At 42.0% G+C, this 16,448-nt stretch carries 17 protein-coding genes; 2 read left to right on the forward strand and 15 right to left on the reverse strand.

Features of this window, described 5'->3' with window-relative positions; genetic code table 11:
• Positions 1-6: 6 nt before the first annotated feature.
• The 13 genes from H5201_RS14600 to yceD form a co-directional block, all read right to left on the reverse strand.
• Entirely contained in the window at positions 7-786 is a 780-nt protein-coding gene (locus H5201_RS14600; protein WP_182784975.1) for a TatD family hydrolase, read from the reverse strand.
• Positions 787-797: 11 nt separating this feature from the next.
• Positions 798-1,124, reverse strand: a complete 327-nt coding sequence (locus H5201_RS14605; RefSeq protein ID WP_145233592.1) for a PilZ domain-containing protein — start codon at positions 1,122-1,124, stop codon at positions 798-800.
• A gap of 7 nt (positions 1,125-1,131) precedes the next feature.
• On the reverse strand, positions 1,132-2,028 hold the full coding sequence (gene holB, locus H5201_RS14610) for a DNA polymerase III subunit delta' (protein WP_149982363.1): 897 nt from the start codon (positions 2,026-2,028) through the stop codon (positions 1,132-1,134).
• A gap of 1 nt (position 2,029) precedes the next feature.
• Positions 2,030-2,659 carry a dTMP kinase gene (gene tmk, locus H5201_RS14615; RefSeq protein ID WP_149982364.1) on the reverse strand — a complete coding sequence of 210 codons (630 nt, stop codon included), beginning with the start codon at positions 2,657-2,659 and terminating at the stop codon, positions 2,030-2,032.
• Positions 2,660-2,713: 54 nt separating this feature from the next.
• Positions 2,714-3,715 carry an endolytic transglycosylase MltG gene (gene mltG, locus H5201_RS14620; protein WP_182784977.1) on the reverse strand — a complete coding sequence of 334 codons (1,002 nt, stop codon included), beginning with the start codon at positions 3,713-3,715 and terminating at the stop codon, positions 2,714-2,716.
• A complete protein-coding gene (gene pabC, locus H5201_RS14625) occupies positions 3,709-4,551 on the reverse strand; it encodes an aminodeoxychorismate lyase (protein ID WP_259398777.1) in 843 nt (280 codons plus the stop codon). Before pabC ends, mltG begins: the two co-directional genes overlap by 7 nt.
• 54 nt (positions 4,552-4,605) lie before the next feature.
• The gene (gene fabF, locus H5201_RS14630) at positions 4,606-5,844 is read right to left on the reverse strand and encodes a beta-ketoacyl-ACP synthase II (RefSeq protein WP_149982366.1); all 1,239 of its coding nucleotides are present in this window, start codon (positions 5,842-5,844) and stop codon (positions 4,606-4,608) included.
• A gap of 118 nt (positions 5,845-5,962) precedes the next feature.
• The gene (acpP, locus tag H5201_RS14635; protein ID WP_016707440.1) at positions 5,963-6,199 is read right to left on the reverse strand and encodes an acyl carrier protein; all 237 of its coding nucleotides are present in this window, start codon (positions 6,197-6,199) and stop codon (positions 5,963-5,965) included.
• 240 nt (positions 6,200-6,439) lie between these two features.
• Entirely contained in the window at positions 6,440-7,186 is a 747-nt protein-coding gene (gene fabG / locus H5201_RS14640; RefSeq protein WP_145233587.1) for a 3-oxoacyl-ACP reductase FabG, read from the reverse strand.
• A 12-nt stretch (positions 7,187-7,198) separates the two neighbouring features.
• Complete coding sequence (fabD, locus tag H5201_RS14645) at positions 7,199-8,125, reverse strand: ACP S-malonyltransferase (RefSeq protein WP_145233586.1); 927 nt, start codon at positions 8,123-8,125, stop codon at positions 7,199-7,201.
• A gap of 59 nt (positions 8,126-8,184) precedes the next feature.
• Entirely contained in the window at positions 8,185-9,228 is a 1,044-nt protein-coding gene (plsX, locus tag H5201_RS14650; RefSeq protein WP_145233585.1) for a phosphate acyltransferase PlsX, read from the reverse strand.
• Between the two features lie 12 nt (positions 9,229-9,240).
• Positions 9,241-9,411 carry a 50S ribosomal protein L32 gene (gene rpmF, locus H5201_RS14655; RefSeq protein ID WP_002962381.1) on the reverse strand — a complete coding sequence of 57 codons (171 nt, stop codon included), beginning with the start codon at positions 9,409-9,411 and terminating at the stop codon, positions 9,241-9,243.
• Between the two features lie 9 nt (positions 9,412-9,420).
• On the reverse strand, positions 9,421-9,945 hold the full coding sequence (gene yceD, locus H5201_RS14660) for a 23S rRNA accumulation protein YceD (protein ID WP_145233584.1): 525 nt from the start codon (positions 9,943-9,945) through the stop codon (positions 9,421-9,423).
• A 142-nt stretch (positions 9,946-10,087) separates the two neighbouring features.
• Here yceD and H5201_RS14665 point away from each other — a divergent pair, with 142 nt between their 5' ends.
• The gene (locus H5201_RS14665; protein ID WP_182718734.1) at positions 10,088-10,681 is read left to right on the forward strand and encodes a nucleoside triphosphate pyrophosphatase; all 594 of its coding nucleotides are present in this window, start codon (positions 10,088-10,090) and stop codon (positions 10,679-10,681) included.
• An 18-nt stretch (positions 10,682-10,699) separates the two neighbouring features.
• On the opposite strand, the gene H5201_RS14670 is transcribed toward H5201_RS14665, so the two are convergent.
• Together H5201_RS14670 and rluC are read right to left on the reverse strand one after the other, a co-directional pair.
• A complete protein-coding gene (locus H5201_RS14670) occupies positions 10,700-11,344 on the reverse strand; it encodes an HAD-IA family hydrolase (RefSeq protein ID WP_182718733.1) in 645 nt (214 codons plus the stop codon).
• Positions 11,341-12,300, reverse strand: a complete 960-nt coding sequence (gene rluC / locus H5201_RS14675) for a 23S rRNA pseudouridine(955/2504/2580) synthase RluC (RefSeq protein ID WP_182784979.1) — start codon at positions 12,298-12,300, stop codon at positions 11,341-11,343. Before rluC ends, H5201_RS14670 begins: the two co-directional genes overlap by 4 nt.
• A gap of 625 nt (positions 12,301-12,925) precedes the next feature.
• On the opposite strand from rluC, the gene rne reads away from it, so the two are divergent.
• Positions 12,926-16,228: a ribonuclease E gene (rne, locus tag H5201_RS14680; RefSeq protein ID WP_182784981.1), complete on the forward strand. Its 3,303-nt coding sequence runs from the start codon at positions 12,926-12,928 to the stop codon at positions 16,226-16,228.
• Positions 16,229-16,448 lie beyond the last annotated feature (220 nt).

A 16,448-nucleotide genomic window follows, 5' to 3' on the forward strand; every position in this document is an offset into this window, starting at 1 on the left:
TGCTAATTAACCTTTGTTCACTAAGTTGAACAATGAGTAGAAGTTTTCCGTAGTCGCGTTGGCAAGCTCTTTGTAGCTAATACCTTTTAAATCAGCAATGTAATAAGCAACATCTTGCACATAAGCGGGCTGATTAGTTTTCCCACGATACGGTACTGGCGCTAGATAAGGCGAGTCTGTTTCGATTAATAATCTATCAAGTGGAATTTGTTTAACAACATTTTTAAGCTCTACGGCATTTTTAAAGGTCACAATGCCAGAGATAGAAATATAAAAGCCTAAGTCGATGGCTTTTTTAGCCATATCCCAATCTTCAGTAAAGCAATGCAATACACCACCACACTTTTGTGCGTTATGTTCACGCATTAAGTTTATGGTGTCGTCGCGCGCATCGCGAGTATGAATTATAAGTGGTTTTTGTAACTCGTTCGCCACTTCAATATGACCCACAAAACTTGCTTGTTGCACGGCATGGGTGTCTTTCGAATAATAGTAATCAAGCCCTGTTTCGCCAATTGCTACTACTTTATCGTGGCTTGCTAAATCAATTAAGCGTTGTTTATCAAGTGCGTCTTTTTGATCAAGCGGATGAACACCACACGAGGCAGAGACATCACTATAGCCTTGAATTTTTTCTAGCATACTAGGGAATTGATCAAGTGTGACACTCACACATAAAAAGTGTTCAACTTGTTTAGCCCGTGCACTATCAAGTACTTGGTCTAAGTTTAAATCGAGTTTATCAAAATCGAGTCGGTCTAAATGGCAATGAGAATCTACAATCATGTTACTGCTTACTACATGGTATAAGTTGGATTACCAGAGTTTAACATAGTCCCTAGTAGTTTTTCGATCTTCACATTTAGGTTAGTTTTATCATCGATAAAACTAATACCAATGCCCGGTGGATTAGAACTTTGCGCGCCTTGTGGCGTGATCCATGTAACTTTTCCGGTTATTACATCATCTTCAAGCGCATCCGGTAATGTCACTTTTAATGCCAATGAATGACCCATCTCATAACGCATATTAGTGCGCACAAATAGTCCACCATTTTTTAAATACGGCATATAGCAGCGGTATAATTCATCTAGATCATCTAAATCGACTAATAATTCTTGCACAATAATCCTACTTATAGCTTTTACGTAAACGATACGCTAAACGAGACACTGCCAACGGCAAGTTCAATCCTAATATCTGTGTACTGTTTTGCACAAATTCGGCCAATGCATTTTGCGCACTCTGATATGAATCAAAATCCATTCCAGCAATGAGTTGTTGTTTTAATTGTTCGCTTAAAAATAAACAAAAGACGCGAACACGCTCTGTATCTTTACTGATAATATCAACTAACGCACTGAAATTATGGCCTTGTTTTAGCTCAGTTGCAAACTTATACAATTCATCGATTACCTCCAGCTGCTCATCTTGTTGCCAACGGGCAATCAATAATGGCTGCTGGGTAAACATTTTTAACCATGGATATGCAGGAACGTGCAGTTGGGAAATCCAATTCATAGCAACATTGGCGTCATTCACTTTTACTTGTGTAAGCGCGCAGCGACTTAAAATAGTGGCCGGTAATTGCGTTGTCGCACTCGTTGTTAGTAACAAAAATCGCTGCGGGCTGGGCTCTTCTAACGTTTTAAGTAAGGCATTGGCCGCCGCTGTGGTCATTTTATGGCAATCATTGATCACCACCACTTTATTGGCATTTTGCGCCGCTGATTGATGCATGAAATCGCTGACACTGCGAATATCATCCACACCAATGCTTTGTCCATCAGCTTGCACTACATATTTGTCAGGATGAGTAACCGCTTGATTTAAATGGCAGCTCTTACAATGCCCACAAGGGACTAAGTTAGTTGCAGACAAGCACAATAATGCATTAGCCAGCTGCTCCACTAAGGCGCGCTTACCAACACCTTGTTGACCATTAAATAATTGTCCATGGTGAAAACGCCCAGCATTAAAACTGGCTGCTAATTGCTGCTCAACATTGCTAAGCCAAGGATAAATCATGTTAATTGTTACTTTTCATAAATTGTTCAAGCACGGTAATAATATCTTGATGTACTAATTGCATACTTTGACCTGCATTAACTGTTTTAATAGTGTCATCACTATTTGCGAGTTCTAAATAGCGTGCGCGGGTACGTTCAAAAAAACTCAATGCTTGTTGTTCTATACGATCCAGTTCACCGCGTCCTTTCGCACGGGCAAGGCCCACCGCAGGTTCAATGTCCAAATAAATGGTCAGATCTGGTTTTAAACCTTTTAATACAATATTGGCGAGAGAATCTAACGTAGTAGCGGCAATTTCACGTCCGCCGCCTTGGTAAGCTTGCGATGATAGATCGTGACGATCGCCTAATACCCATTGTCCTTTAGCAAGTGCTGGACGAATAACATTATGTAGCAGTTGCGAACGGGCTGCATACATCAGCAGTAATTCTGTTTCGCTGGCAATCTGTTCGACATGGTTATCTTTTACAATAGTGCGCAGTGCTTCAGCGATGGGTGTGCCGCCGGGCTCGCGTACATTAATAAAATCCACTTTGTGCTGCTCTAAAAACTGTTGGCAAATTGCTATAGCTGTCGATTTACCGGCCCCTTCTAAGCCTTCAATCACAATAAATTTTGCTGCTGTCATGATCTCTCTTTTTAGTTTGAAAAAGCATTAATCGGCTTTCTCGTTTTATATTTTTTACTCTGATTTGCTTAACTGTTTTTGATAACGTAAGTAATCTTGTACTGCTTTGTTATGTTCTTTTAAGGTTTTAGAAAATTGATGGCTACCATCGCCTTTGGCAACAAAATAAAGGTACTCAGACTCAGGTGGATTGACTGCTGCAAGTATTGCCGCTTTTGACGGCATAGCAATCGGCGTAGGCGGTAAGCCATTAATTTTATATGTATTATACGGAGTATGATTAGTTAAATCTTTACGTTTTATATCACCATCAAAGTCAGCACCAATGCCATAAATCACGGTTGGATCAGTTTGCAAGCGCATTTTTGTATTTAGTCGATTAGTAAATACAGAGGCTATTAATGGCCGTTCGCTGGCAAGGCCTGTTTCTTTTTCAATAATTGAGGCCATAATCAATGCTTCGTAGGCCGTTTTAAACGGTAAATCAGCAGCCCTGTTTTGCCAAGCCTCATCAAGTACATTTTGCATTATTTTATGCGCTCGTTTGAGCACTGAGCTTGTCGTATCATTAGCATGATAATAATAGGTATCAGGAAATAACCACCCTTCTAAATGCTGATCAGAGCCGACTATTTGCTGAGATAACTCACTAAGACTTAAATCTTGACGAAGGTACTGGGCTTTACTTATTGCCGCTAACACGTCACGAAGTGACTGACCTTCAATAATTGTAAAACTAAAGCTTACTTGTTTACCTTGATTGATTTGCCGAATGTTATCAAGCACCGTGGCGTTATTAAGTTGATATAAACCAGCTTTTAAATCCGTCAGTGTCGGATCGAGTTTCGCGAGTATCTGATAACGTAAGCACCCATCTAACCATTTTTTAGCTTGCCACTGTTGGCAGAGTTGATTAAACCCCGTGCCTTTTTTAACTTCAAACAACGTATTCGCTGGCGCTTTTAAACTACTGTTAATAGTAGCTTGCAACTGTTGATAACCAACTTCAGTTACCAATAATGCTAGCAACACAATCGATATAATCACTCTTAACACGCAGACTCCTTGGTAAATAAACCATGCAATAATACTAAACTGTTTGCTAACTCAAACTGCATACCATCAATCGCTGTAACAGGCACAATTCCCATTAAGCTATTACAACTAAATACTGCCTCCATTTGCAGCAATTGTTCTAGCTTAATATCAGTAAATTCAATGGTTAACTTATCACACAGTGATTGCAGATAAACCCCTTGAATGCCACAGTTTTGCAAACTTGGACTAAAAACTCGACCATTTTTAATAGCAAAAATATTTGCCGCAGAGGTTTCAATCACATTATTGTGATAATCACACACCAGTACATCATCACAATCTTGCCCTTGCATGGCGCGTTTGATCATTACTTGCTCTAAACGATTTAACGTTTTCAAACCAGCAAGCAATGGTTGCGATGCAAGTTGCACAGGGCTAATAGCGAGTTTAATACCTTGTTGTGCTAATTGAGCGTAGTGTGAAGGAAACGGTAATAGCGACAGTACAATCAATAAATTGCTTTGTTCAGGAAGGCCATAACCACGCCCTCCTTCACCACGTGTAACCACTATTTTTAACACGCCCAGCGAAACCGTCTTAATATACTCAGCGATTGCTTGCTGCAGTGCCGATAAATCCAGCTCACCAAAACTAAGTCGCTGCGCGCATTCAACTAATCGTGCCCTGTGAAGTGGCCAATGCTCTACTTGAGCATCAACTATTTTTGCAGTTGTAAAAAAGCCATCGCCATAATTAAAGCCGCGATCATTGCTACTTATGCTAACGCCTTGCTGTGGCGTGACTAATTTTATTGTTTGCGCTATGTGAGTTTTTTGTTTAGGCATATTTTGCATATAAAAAAGCCCAGTAACAACTGGGCTCTTATTTTGTCTCGTTGTTAAAAAAGATTATACCTTTTTAAATACCAACGAGCCATTAGTACCACCAAAACCAAATGAGTTACATAATGCGTAATCAAGTTTCGCATCACGAGCCGTGTGTGGAACGTAGTCCAGATCACAGCCTTCATCAGGGTTATCAAGATTAATTGTTGGTGTTACTTTTTGATCTTGTAACGACAAAATAGTGATAATTGATTCAACAGAGCCTGCTGCACCGAGTAAATGACCCATCATAGATTTTGATGAACTCACCATCACATCTTTGGCAGCATTACCAAAAATTGACTTAACCGCAGAGGTTTCTGCTTTATCGCCAGCGTTAGTCGATGTACCGTGAGCATTAATATAACCCACTTGATCTGCATTGATTTGCGCATCGTTTAAAGCATTTTCCATTGCCAAGGCTGCACCGGCACCATCTTCCGGTGGCGACGTCATGTGATAAGCGTCGCCGCTCATACCAAAACCAACCAACTCAGAGTAGATTTTTGCACCTCGGGCTTTCGCATGCTCGTATTCTTCAAGTACGATAACACCTGCACCATCAGCAAGTACAAAGCCATCACGGTCTTTGTCCCATGGACGAGATGCAGCTTGCGGATCGTCGTTTCGGGTTGATAACGCACGTGCAGCGTTAAACCCCCCCATACCAATTGGCGTTGAGGCTTTCTCTGCACCACCGGCAACCATCGCATCAGCATCGCCATAAGCAATCATGCGCGCAGCGTGACCAATGTTGTGTAAACCTGTTGTACAGGCTGTCACGATAGAGATATTTGGACCACGTAGACCGTGCATAATCGATAAATGACCAGAGATCATATTGATAATGGTCGACGGCACGTAAAAAGGAGAAAGCTTACGTGGGCCACTGTTTAATAACTTTATGTGGTTTTCTTCAATAAGTGTTAAACCACCAATGCCCGAACCCACAGCAACACCAACGCGGGCTGCGTTTTGCTCTGTGATCTCAAGGCCAGAATCTTGTAGTGCTTGTACACCTGCTGCAATGCCATACTGGATGAACAAATCCATTTTTTTAGCATCTTTTGCCGGCATATAGGCTGACGCATCAAAATCATTCAGCAAACCAGCGAACTTGGTGCCAAAACTAGATGTATCAAAATGAGTGATAGTTTGGATACCACTTTTGCCATTTAACAAGCCTTGCCAGGTTGATTCAACATCATTACCTAGCGGCGTCAACATTCCTAAGCCAGTTACGACGACTCGACGTTTAGCCACGGTTTGCCTCCAATAAGGGAATTATTATTTTTCTGGTGGGTATTAATACCCAAATGCGTGGAAATACAGGGTATAGATAGATTAAGGGCAGCGAACGCTGCCCTTAATATGCGATTGATTACTCAGCGTGAGCCGTTACGTAATCGATTGCAGCTTGTACTGTAGTGATCTTTTCAGCTTCTTCATCTGGGATCTCAGTATCGAACTCTTCTTCAAGAGCCATTACTAATTCAACAGTATCAAGTGAATCTGCGCCTAAGTCATCAACGAAAGAAGCTTCATGCTTTACTTCTTCTTCTTTAACACCTAGTTGCTCAATGATGATTTTCTTTACGCGTTCTTGGATGTCGCTCATTCTTCTTTCCTTTATTAAAAACGCCAATGCGTTATTTTCAGATTGCGGCGTAGTTTACGGCGCATAATTCTGTGATTCAAGGATTTGCTGATAATTTTTTATCTGGTCAAACCTCTTGACGGTTATTTGTGTCTTTTATCGCTTATTTTCAGCACGAATTCAAGTATGTTTAAAGCAAGTTAACAAAAAATTCAACATTTTTCGACAAGCCGCCTCAAAACAAAATAGGAACAAAGTTCCTTACACCATGTACATCGCACCATTTACGTGCAAAGTTTCGCCTGAAACATACGCTGCTGCATCAGATGCTAAGTAACATACTGCGGCGGCAATTTCATCCGGTTGGCCTAAACGCCCAGCAGGAACATTAGCAAGCGTAGCTGCTTTTTGCTCGTCAGTTAAGCTGTCGGTCATATCTGTTTGAATAAAACCAGGAGCAACTACGTTGACTGTAATACCACGAGAAGCAACTTCACGCGCTAACGACTTAGAAAAACCAATTACACCCGCTTTAGCTGCTGCGTAGTTAGCTTGCCCTGCATTACCCATTGTACCAACAACTGAACCTATATTGATAATTCGACCGTTTTTCTTTTTCATCATCGGGCGTAACACTGCTTTAGATAAACGAAAAACTGAGCTCAAGTTAGTATCAATGATATCGTCCCACTCTGCATCTTTCATACGCATAAGTAAGTTATCGCGGGTAATACCAGCATTATTTACTAATACGTCGATATCGCCTAAATCTGCTTTTATCGCAGCAAGTGTTGCCTCGATCGATGCAGGATCAGTTACGTTTAACGCATAACCTTTACCATTCTCGCCTAAGTATTCGCTGATATTTGCAGCACCAGACTCGCTGGTTGCAGTACCGGCAACTTTAGCACCTTGTGCTACCAATGTAGTGGCGATTGCTTTACCAATACCGCGACTAGCGCCTGTAATTAGGACAACTTTGCCCTCTAACGAAAATAAATTTGCCATTTTTTCCTACTCTTATTTTGCTTCGTCAATGGCAGTTTGGCTATTCACCGAACCACATACCATTGCTTTATCAATGCGTTTAGCAAGACCCGTTAACACCTTCCCAGGGCCAAACTCGTAGCTTTGGGTAATGCCCTGCGCTACCAATGCTTGTACTGTTTCTGTCCATCGTACTGGACTGTATAGTTGACGCACTAATGCATCTTTAATAGCGTCCGCTGAACTTGCAGCTGTTACATCAACATTATTAATTACATCACACTTAGGTGTATTAAATGTTAAAGCAGCTAAATCTTTTGCTAATTTTTCTGCCGCTGGTTTCATTAATTCACAATGTGAAGGTACGCTTACCGATAAAGGCAATGCACGTTTTGCACCGGCTTCTTTACACGCTTCTGATGCTCTGTCTACTGCGGCTTTATGACCTGCAATCACAACTTGACCCGGTGAGTTATAGTTTACTGGTGCAACCACTTCACCTTGTGCTGATGCCAAGCACGCGGCTTTAATTTCGTCATCACCTAAACCAATGATCGCAGCCATTGAACCCACGCCTGCTGGCACAGCTTCTTGCATATATAAACCACGGTTTTCAACCAATTTTACAGCTTCGCCTAAGCTCAACACATCAGCACATACCAGCGCTGAGTATTCACCTAAACTGTGACCTGCCATCGTTACGTCTGCATCTGGATTTGCAGCAAGCCATTGGCGGTAAATTGCCACTGATGCTGTTAATAATGCCGGTTGCGTACGATGGGTTTGATTTAATTCTTGTTCAGGACCATTAAGTACTAATGCAGCCAAATCATAACCAAGTGCCGCTGATGCTTGCGCAAACGTCGCTTTAACAATATCAGATTGCTCTAATAGTTCACTTAACATACCCACAGATTGTGAGCCTTGACCCGGAAAAACAAGTGCAATTTTTTGTGCCATACTTTGCTCTTTTAATTAAACAAATAAATAAATGTTTAAGTACACACCTGACATAGTAATTAATCGTCAGTTGCGACTTTTTTAGTTGAATGTGTTTGCTCGAAGATAGCTGCAATTTTTTCAGGAAGTTGACGTTCTACCTCTCTAGCAGCTTCGTCGATAGCAGCATGAAATGCTTTAGCTGAGGCATTTCCATGGCTTTTTACGACAATACCGCGCAATCCTACCAGAGAAGCGCCGTTATACTGGTCGGGGTTCACCCGTTTATAGAGTTTTTTTATTACTGGCTGTAACATAAATGCTAAACATTTATAGAAAAAGTGCTTTTGCAGTGCTTTAGTAAGCTTAAACATAATCAGCTTGGCAATCCCTTCACAGGTTTTCAAAGCCACATTGCCCACAAAACCTTCACAGACGATCACATCTGACTTACCAGTAAAAATATCACTACCTTCGCTGTAACCAGTATAATTAAGGTAGCTACATTGTTGCATCAGTTGTGCAGCTTGTTTGATATCTTCATGGCCCTTAATGTCTTCGGAGCCAATATTTAACAAACTCACTTTTGGACTATCACAGCCCAGTGCTTGCCCTGCGACAACCGAACCCATAATGCCAAATTGATATAAGGTTTGTGCATCACAATGCACGTTCGCACCTAAATCAAGTAAGTAAACCGGATTTTTTCGCTCAGTTGGCACAGCAGAGATCAATGCAGGACGTTTTACGCCTGGCAACATTTTCAGCACATAGTGAGCCATAAATAATAATGCACCGGTATTTCCGGCACTAACGCACGCTTGTGCCTCACCTGATTTAACTAAATCAAGAGCAACGCGCATTGAGGAATCTTTTTTAGATCGCACAGCAGAAGACGGTTCACAGCTATTGGTGACTACTTGACTACAATGACGAATTATTAAACGAGGATGAGATAGAGAATCGAGAGACTCGAGTTCTTTAGATATTACTTGTTCGTTGCCACATAAGATCAATCTTAGGTTGGCATTTGCATTTACCGCGTTAACGGCTGCGGGGATAGATGAACGGGGGCCATAATCGCCCCCCATCATATCTAACGCAATTGTTAGATTGGTCAGCATAAAAGCAATCTCTTATTTAGAAATTACTTGAACGCCTTTGTAGTAACCATCTGCAGTCACATGGTGACGACGATGAGTCTCACCAGATGTTTGGTCTACAGTTAAAGTTGGACCACTGATCGCATCGTGTGAACGGCGCATGCCGCGTCTTGCACGAGACTTTTTGCTTTTTTGTACAGCCATAGTCTTCTCCTAAGAATCTTTCTTAAGTTGTTTCAAAATATCAAATGGATTTGGTTTATCATCTTCCGCTTTTAAAACACCAAAGCTGGCAGGCTTTGCTGAATAACTGCATGAAGCTTCGTTGTGGGTAGCAACTAATGGCACGGCTAAAATTAGTTCGTCTTCGATTAAATCAAAAACGTTAACTTCACCATTTTCATCAAGCGCTACTTCATCGTAGTCTTCTGGAAAAATCTCTAACTCTGTATCCTCACCGACTGGTGAATAAACAAAGTCTTGAACCAAATCCAACCCTAAATCACCATTACAACGTTGACAAGTGACAGTAACATGTGTGGACAAATTGCCTCTAATCACAGCGAAACCTTGATCATCGTTTTTGCAATGAATTTTTACCGCTATTTCACCTACTTCTTCCTGCACAACTTCCCGTAAACGGGTAAGTTTTTCAAGCGGTACAATGCCGTCATACTTTAAACGGTGTTGCGCTGCCTTGCCTGGATGAAGAGTGATGGGAATTTTCACCTTTTGCATAGGGGCTGCATCATATAGATAGTTACTTGGTTAGTCAAAGTAAAAAACCAATTTTAGCTGGTTTTTCGCGATTCATTTCTTTGTTTTGCCAACGGATCTGATTTATCCTAACTCAATCTAATTTTCATTAGGAAAACAATCCATGCAGCACCCGCTTATTTTAGCCTCAAGTTCACCCTTTCGTCAGTCTTTATTGCAAAAATTTAATCTGCCGTTCGACAGTTTTTCACCTGGTATTGACGAATCAGCACTACCCGATGAAGCCCCAGTTGAACTTGTAAAACGCTTAAGTGAACTCAAAGCACGCGCAGCCACTACACTTTTTAAACAAGGCTTAGTAATTGGCTCTGATCAAGTTGCCGTATTTGAGCAACAAATCTTAGGTAAACCACACAACAAAGAAAATGCCATTAAACAACTGAGTTTATTTAGCGGTAATACAGTCACATTTCTAACGGGCTTATGTGTTTATGATATTCAAAGCAATAAAACAAAAACCCTAGTTGAACCCTTTAATGTTACATTTAGAACACTGACACAAGCACAAATATCTGCTTACTGCGACGCAGAGCAACCCTACAATTGTGCAGGCAGCTTTAAAAGCGAAGGCTTAGGTATTTGTTTATTTGAAAAGCTTAGCGGTGATGACCCTAATAGCTTGATTGGTTTACCACTTATCAAACTCAGCCAATTATTGACTGAGTTTGATCTGGATGTGTTAAGTAATCAAGACTAACTATTTATTCACTACGACTTAAACTAAACGCGCAGCTAGTTGCTGATACGAATCAACTGTCGCAATCGGTGTAAACTCGTTTAGCTGCTGGGCGTTATGCACCCCCATAGTTACACCTAAACGGTCAATATTGGCCGCTTTTGCCATCGCCATATCTATTTTGGTGTCGCCAATCATCAGCGCATCATCATGGCTAATATTGAGTTCATCCAGCAGTTGCAACAACATATCAGGAGCTGGTTTTGACAATGCATCATCACTGGTGCGGGTCGCTACAAAGTAATCCCGTAACTGTGTTTCATCCAGCAAGCGTTCAAGGCCGACTCGGCTTTTGCCAGTAGCAACAGCTAACAATACGCCACGGTTTTTTAATGCCGCTAAAGTCTGTTCTACATCAGCAAATAAAGGCGTAGGCGTATTATCAAGATGTTTATACTGATGCTTATAACCGGCGATTAAATCAGCGTGTAAATGGCTCTGCTGAGGAAATAACACCGTCACGGCCTGCTCAAGTGATAAACCAATGATATTTTTAACCGCCTCGTCACTGGGGCAAACTACACCACAGACTCTCGCAGATTGATGCATACAGTTAACTATTTTAGCCACTGAATCCATCACCGTGCCATCCCAATCAAATATAACTAATTTATAGGGTTTCACGGTTTTGCGGCACGTAACGTTTTAATACAATTAGCCAGCGCTTTATCAAGCGGCGCTTCTACTCGCATAGTAGTTTCATTTTTTGGATGATAAAAACTCAAATCGTGCGCATGTAAAAATAATCGCCCTAATCCCACTTTACGCATCGCCGCATCAAATGCTTGGTTGCCATACTTATCATCACAAGCAATTGCATGACCTTTACATTGTGTATGCACACGAATTTGGTGAGTACGACCTGTTACTGGTGATGCCTGCACTAACGAACATTCAGCAAAGCGCTCCAGTACTTTAAAACGAGTATGTGAAGGTTTACCTTCAACGTTATCCACACGTACTACTCGTTCACCTGATTGTAAGGTGTTTTTACGCAGCCCTTCGGTGACATTTTTAGTTTTAGAATCCCATTGCCCATCAACCAATGCCCAGTAATTCTTTTCCATGGATTTTTCACGTAACTGTTCATGCAAGCTGGTCAACACTGAACGACGTTTCGAGATTAACAAACAGCCTGATGTATCACGGTCTAAACGATGTACAAGCTCTAAACTGCGCTCATCTGGGCGCAATACGCGCAATGCTTCAATTAAACCATAACTGAGCCCACTGCCGCCATGCACAGCCATGCCTGATGGTTTGTTAATGACGATAAGGTATTTATCTTCAAATAAAATAGCCTCTTCAAGTTTGGTTACTACATCAAGGTTTTTAGGCACAAACTCTTCACGTTCAGCTATTTGTATTGGTGGAATACGAACGATGTCATCGAGTTGTAATTTATACACAGGTTTGATGCGTTTTTTATTAACCCGCACTTCCCCTTTGCGAAGAATTCGATACACAGCGCTTTTAGGCACCCCTTTTAAATGAGTAATAAGAAAGTTATCAATCCGTTGACCTAAATGGTCTTCGGTAATCGTGACGAAAGATACTTGTAAGCCGGTTTTTTCTGACATTGCCTAATCACTGATTTAAGTAAAATAATTTTAGTTGCTAACACAGTTATAATAATGGGATAATCACCGTCGCAAATATATATTTGCAAATAACAACGGTGCTTTTTAACACATTAAAACATTCGTGATGCACATTCTGGGTAATTGATCATACAGATCCGAGATAAGTTTTCCAAAGCTTTTATACATACCCAGTTTACACGTGCCTTCAATTAACTCCGATGCGTGTAATATATCGCCAGTTAAGTTTGAGCATGAAGTGTTATTTAATGTTGATGAAAAAAGCAATTTGAACAGATAATTTGTCTGATCGTGACGGCGTACAATACGCCGTTCAGCAGATGTGTTGTAACCGTACAAGTTAATTTAATTAATGGTCGACTCTGGACAGAACTCGAATACGTCACTGTAAAAAAACAGCCGATAGTTTTGGCACCATAATAGAATTTAATAACGTGACAACACGTTATTGTCAGCCAGCACCATAAAGATACTTAGAGTACGGATACAGTACCAAGCTCCCCCACAGACCCAGTCGTGAGATTGTACAAAAAGAAGCGATGGGAGCAACTGAACAGGCGAAAAGTTTCGTCATGTCAGAGACATAACACAGTAGAGTAACAATATGAAACGTATGCTAATCAATGCGACGCAGCAAGAAGAAATGCGCGTAGCACTGGTTGATGGCCAGCGCCTGTATGATTTAGATATCGAAAGCCCGGGTCACGAACAAAAAAAAGCCAATATTTATAAAGGCAAAATCACTCGTATAGAACCGTCATTAGAAGCCGCCTTTGTTGATTACGGCGCTGATCGTCACGGATTCCTTCCTTTAAAAGAAATAGCCCGTACTTACTTCCCACAAGGTTATACTTTCCATGGTCGTCCGAATATTCGTGACGTGATCAAAGAAGGTCAAGAAGTTATTGTCCAAGTAGACAAAGAAGAACGCGGCCAAAAAGGCGCAGCCCTCACCACTTTTATTAGTGTTGCAGGTAGCTACTTAGTCTTAATGCCTAATAATCCTCGTGCTGGCGGTATTTCTCGTCGCATCGAAGGTGATGAACGCACTGAACTTAAAGAAGCTTTAAGTCGTTTAGAACTGCCTAAAGGCATGGGTTTAATCGTGCGTACTGCCGGTGTTGGTAAATCGTTTGAAGAACTAAACTACGATTTAAAAGCGCTGCTTGTTCATTGGGATGCGATTCAGCAAGCCTCTGATGGCGGTAAAGCACCGTTCTTAATTCATCAAGAAAGCAACGTGATTTTCCGTGCGATTCGCGATTATTTACGCCGTGACATCGGTGAGATCCTAATTGATAAAGCCCGTGTATTTGAAGAAGCTAAAGCGCACATTGAGCGTTTTCGCCCTGACTTCATGAGCCGTGTAAAACTTTATCAAGGTGAAGTGCCTCTTTTTACTCATTATCAAATCGAAAGCCAAATTGAGTCTGCGTTTCAACGTGAAGTACGCTTACCTTCTGGTGGTTCAATTGTTATTGACCCAACTGAAGCACTTACTTCTATCGATATCAACTCATCTAAAGCCACTAAAGGCGGCGATATCGAAGAAACTGCGCTTAATACCAACTTAGAAGCTGCAGACGAAATTGCTCGCCAATTACGTTTACGCGACTTAGGTGGCTTAATCGTTATCGACTTCATTGATATGACACCACCGCGCCATCAACGTGAAGTAGAAAATCGCTTAAAAGATGCTGTTCGTCCAGATCGTGCCCGTGTACAAATTGGTAAAATTTCGCGTTTTGGCTTACTTGAAATGTCGCGTCAGCGCCTACGCCCTTCATTAGGTGAAGCGAGCCAAGGCCCATGCCCACGTTGTAGTGGTCAAGGTACTATTCGTTCAAACGAGTCGATTGCATTGTCAATCCTACGTTTAATCGAAGAAGAAGCGATTAAAGACAATACCTCACAAGTTAATGCCCAAGTACCTGTAGCGGTTGCCTCATATCTGTTAAATGAGCAACGCCGTAGCGTGCATCGCATCGAAAAACGTCATAACTGTGATGTGGTGATCATTCCAAATCAACATATGGATACACCACATTATGAAGTAATGCGTTTGCGTAAAGATGAAACAATTGAAGCAGCAAGCTACGAGCAAATCACATTACCAGAACAAGAAGTGTATGAAACATCAAAAACACCAACGGTCGCGGTACGTGAAGAGCCGGTGTTAAAAGGCGTAGTTATGCCATCAACACCAGCACCACAAGCTCAGGCTCAAACAGCCCCAGCAGCGGCACCACAAAGTGTTGCAGCCCAGCCGCAGGTAAGTTTATTTACTACCATCAGCAATTGGTTTAAGGCTTTATTTGCAACGCCTGCTGAGCAAATAGAAAGTAAAGAGCAACAGCAGCAAAAAACAGCGAGTGAATCTCGTAATAATCCACGTCGTAACAATGACGGTGATACACGTCGTCGTAATAACCAACGTCGTCGTAACAATAATTCACGCACTAAACCGCAAAGCGAGCGTACAGAGAGCGTAGCTGAAGAAACGCCAGCAGTTGGAAACACGCAAAACAACGAGCAACAGGAAAGAAACGATAACCGTAACAAACGTCGTCGCAATCCTAACTCACGTAAGCGTAACGATAACCGTAACGATGACAGCAAAGTAGTAGCAGAAAAAACCGAAGCAAAAGCTGACGTAAAAGACGTTGCACCAAGCCAAGATGTCGTTGTTGAAGCAACGGAGCAAAAACCTAAGGTTCGTCGTCAGCGCCGTAACTTACGTAAAAAAGTTCGCCTGCAAGATGAAAATGCACAACCGGCTACAACCAACAATGACGCAGAGCAACAAGCTACGCCTGTTGTTGATGACAAGCCGGCTAAGCCAGTTGTAACTCAAACTGAAGAAGTTAAAGCACCGGTTGAGGCTACTGCTGTTGAAACAACGGCTGTTGAAGCGCCTGAGCAAAAAGCTGAACAGACGGCACCAAACGAGCAAGAGACAGTAACATCGACTGATGAAGAGCAAGGCCAAACGCGTACGCGTTCACGCCGTTCTCCACGTCATTTACGTGCTGCTGGGCAACGCCGTCGTCGCCCTGAGGGTGAAGAAGCTACGCCAACGCAAGGTACACAACCACCAGCATTTATTCCAGTTGCAGATCAAGCCGCTGCTGAATATGAAGCTGAGTTAAAAGCCAAGCAAAATAAGCAAGCTGCAGAAGTAGTTGAAGAAAAACCTGCCGTTGCTGCAGAACCTACTCCAGAAGTGGTTGAACAAGCGCCTGTTGCTGCTGAAGCAACTGAAGAAGTGGTTGAACAAGCGCCAGTTGCTGCAGAACCTACTGAAGAAGTGGTTGAACAAGCACCAGTTGCTGCTGAACCTACTGAAGAAGTGGCTGAACAAGCGCCTGTTGCTGCAGAACCTACTGAAGAAGTGGTTGAACAAGCACCAGTTGCTGCAGAACCTACTGAAGAAGTGGTTGAACAAGCGCCTGTTGCTGCTGAAGCAACTGAAGAAGTGGTTGAACAAGCGCCTGTTGCTGCTGAAGCAACTGAAGAAGTGGTTGAACAAGCGCCTGTTGCTGCAGAACCTACTGAAGAAGTGGTTGAACAAGCGCCTGTTGCTGCTGAAGCAACTGAAGAAGTGGTTGAACAAGCGCCAGTTGCTGCTGAACCTGCTTCAGAAGTAGTTGTTGAGGAAGCACCAATGGCAGAGCCTAAGCCTACTGCAAAACCTGTAGCGCACACTAAAACAGTGATCACTTCAGGTAAAGCAAGTGCGCCAATGGCACAACCTACTGCCGTTGCAGATAGCGAAGTCGCCCATACGCCAAAAGCGATGACACACGACAAACGTGACGCTATTCCAGATAGCGGCTTACGTGCCGGTTCTATCAAACCAGCTGGTCGCGCGAATGCTGCAATGACTAAAACCATGAGTGTTGACTAACACTTTTGGTTTAGCTTAAAAGCACACTAAAAAGCCGCGTTAATGAAAATTAACGCGGCTTTTTTAATAGCAGTTATAAGGTTAAAGAGAACGATTTATACCAATCTGCCAAATTATGTGATCTAATTAGCACACTGATACTTATCTACTTTTACTAAATTGAACTTAGAAAAATCCAAGCAACTTTTAGCTTTATCACGTAAAGAGCCTAATGCGAGAA

Source organism: Pseudoalteromonas sp. SG43-6, assembly GCF_014164365.1.
GTDB lineage: Bacteria > Pseudomonadota > Gammaproteobacteria > Enterobacterales > Alteromonadaceae > Pseudoalteromonas > Pseudoalteromonas rhizosphaerae.